The sequence below is a fragment of the Streptomyces sp. 8L genome, assembly GCF_020176795.1.
Lineage (GTDB): Bacteria > Actinomycetota > Actinomycetes > Streptomycetales > Streptomycetaceae > Streptomyces.
The window spans coordinates 1-2,072 of record NZ_JAIUKE010000828.1 but is presented as its reverse complement, the minus strand read 5'-3'; the positions used below and the strand labels follow the sequence as shown (position 1 = coordinate 2,072).

Genomic DNA, 2,072 nt, shown 5'->3' with positions numbered 1-2,072 from the left:
GGGGCTCCGTGCGGGGCCGAGGGAGGGCCCCCCGGGCCGGGCGGTGGCGCGGCCGGGAGGGGCGGTGGCGGCGCGCTGGGCCGCGGCACGGGTGTGGCCCGTGTACCCCGAGGATCGTGCGTGCCGTCGGATTCCATCCTCACCCTGCCCCTTGACCAGCCAGGACCGCTCTGTGCACCCGTCAATCTAGTGCCCGCGCGCGGGTAGTTCACCGTTCCGCGCGTACCGGGGTGTGTCCGTGCGTCATCGAGCCCCCTCGGCACCGCCCGTCGCCGGGGCGCCGCGCGCCCGCCCGCCATGGACGCGGCGGACAACGACACGCGTCCAGCACTACCGAACGGAGCATGCCCAGGCTGTCCGCACGCGCCTAGCCTGCGAGGCAGTACACCGAAGAGAACCGGATCTGCTCACGAACCCCGGACCAGCACCACGCAGCGTCGGGACAGACCCACAGGAGCCCCCATGACCGCCATCCCGCAGGAGCGCCGCCTCGTCACCGCCATCCCGGGGCCGAAGTCGCTGGAGTTGCAGGCCCGGCGCACGGCCGCTGTCGCGGCGGGCGTGGGTTCGACCATGCCCGTGTTCGCCGAGCGCGCGGGCGGCGGCGTGCTGGAGGACGTGGACGGCAACCGGCTGATCGACTTCGGCTCCGGCATCGCCGTGACGACCGTCGGGTCCAGCGCCGAGGCCGTCGTTCGCCGCGCCTCCGCGCAGCTCGCCGACTTCACCCACACCTGCTTCATGGTCACCCCCTACGAGGAGTACATCGCGGTCTGCGAGGAGCTGGCCGCGCTCACCCCCGGCGACCACGCCAAGAAGTCGGCCCTGTTCAACTCGGGCGCCGAGGCCGTCGAGAACGCCGTGAAGATCGCACGCTCGTACACCAAGCGGCAGGCCGTCGTCGTCTTCGACCACGCGTACCACGGCCGTACGAACCTCACGATGGCGCTGACCGCGAAGAACATGCCGTACAAGGACGGCTTCGGCCCGTTCGCGCCCGAGGTCTACCGGGTCCCGATGGCCTACCCCTACCGCTGGCCGACCGGCCCCGAGAACTGCGGGCCCGAGGCGTCCGCGCAGGCCATCGACCAGATCAGCAAGCAGGTCGGCGCCCAGAACGTCGCGGCGATCGTCATCGAGCCGGTGCTCGGCGAGGGCGGCTTCATCGAGCCGGCCAAGGGCTTCCTGCCCGCGCTTGCGCGGTTCGCGAAGGACAACGGGATCGTGTTCGTCGCGGACGAGATCCAGTCCGGCTTCTGCCGTACCGGCACCTGGTTCGCCTGCGAGGACGAGGGGATCGTGCCCGACCTGGTCACCACCGCGAAGGGCATCGCGGGCGGCCTGCCCCTGGCCGCCGTCACCGGCCGCGCCGAGATCATGGACGCCGCGCACGCCAGCGGCCTCGGCGGCACCTACGGCGGCAACCCGGTCGCCTGCGCCGCTGCGATCGGCGCGATCGAGACCATGCGGGAACTCGACCTGCCGGCGAAGGCGCGGCGCATCGAGGAGATCATGAAGGGCCGCCTGTCGGCCATGAGCGAGAAGTACGACGTGATCGGCGACGTCCGGGGCCGCGGCGCGATGATCGCGATCGAACTGGTGAAGGACCGTACGACCAAGGAGCCCGCCCCCGAGGCCGCCGGAGCCCTCGCGAAGGCGTGCCACCAGGAAGGGCTGCTGGTGCTGACCTGCGGCACGTACGGCAATGTGCTGCGCTTCCTGCCCCCTCTCGTCATCGGTGAGGACCTCCTCGGCGAGGGCCTCGACATCATCGAGCAGGCCCTCGCCGGGCTCTGAGGACGCGCTCCGAGGACACGTCCCCGAGGCGCCGGGAGCGCTGTGAAGAAGCTGTGCGGGGCGATGGCGGGACGGGTTTCCAGCTGCCACGGGTGGCGGGAGCGGCGTACTGTTCCCGCAGATGAGAGAAACACCTCGCGCGCACGGCACGGCGGGCGAATCCGGTCCTGGGCGCCCCCCGTCCCGTTCCGGGCCCGCCTCCGCGCGCGCTTCCGGGGCCGCGGGCCCCGGGTCTCCTCACCGATCGGACGGCCGTCCGCTCCAACCCCCCGGAG

The 2,072-nt window shown here is 72.3% G+C and carries 1 protein-coding gene; it reads left to right on the top strand.

The window, feature by feature from the left end; genetic code table 11:
• Window positions 1–462: 462 nt before the first annotated feature.
• Complete coding sequence (gabT, locus tag LCE31_RS39200; protein WP_225023024.1) at window positions 463–1,797, top strand: 4-aminobutyrate--2-oxoglutarate transaminase; 1,335 nt, start codon at window positions 463–465, stop codon at window positions 1,795–1,797.
• Window positions 1,798–2,072: the final 275 nt, after the last annotated feature.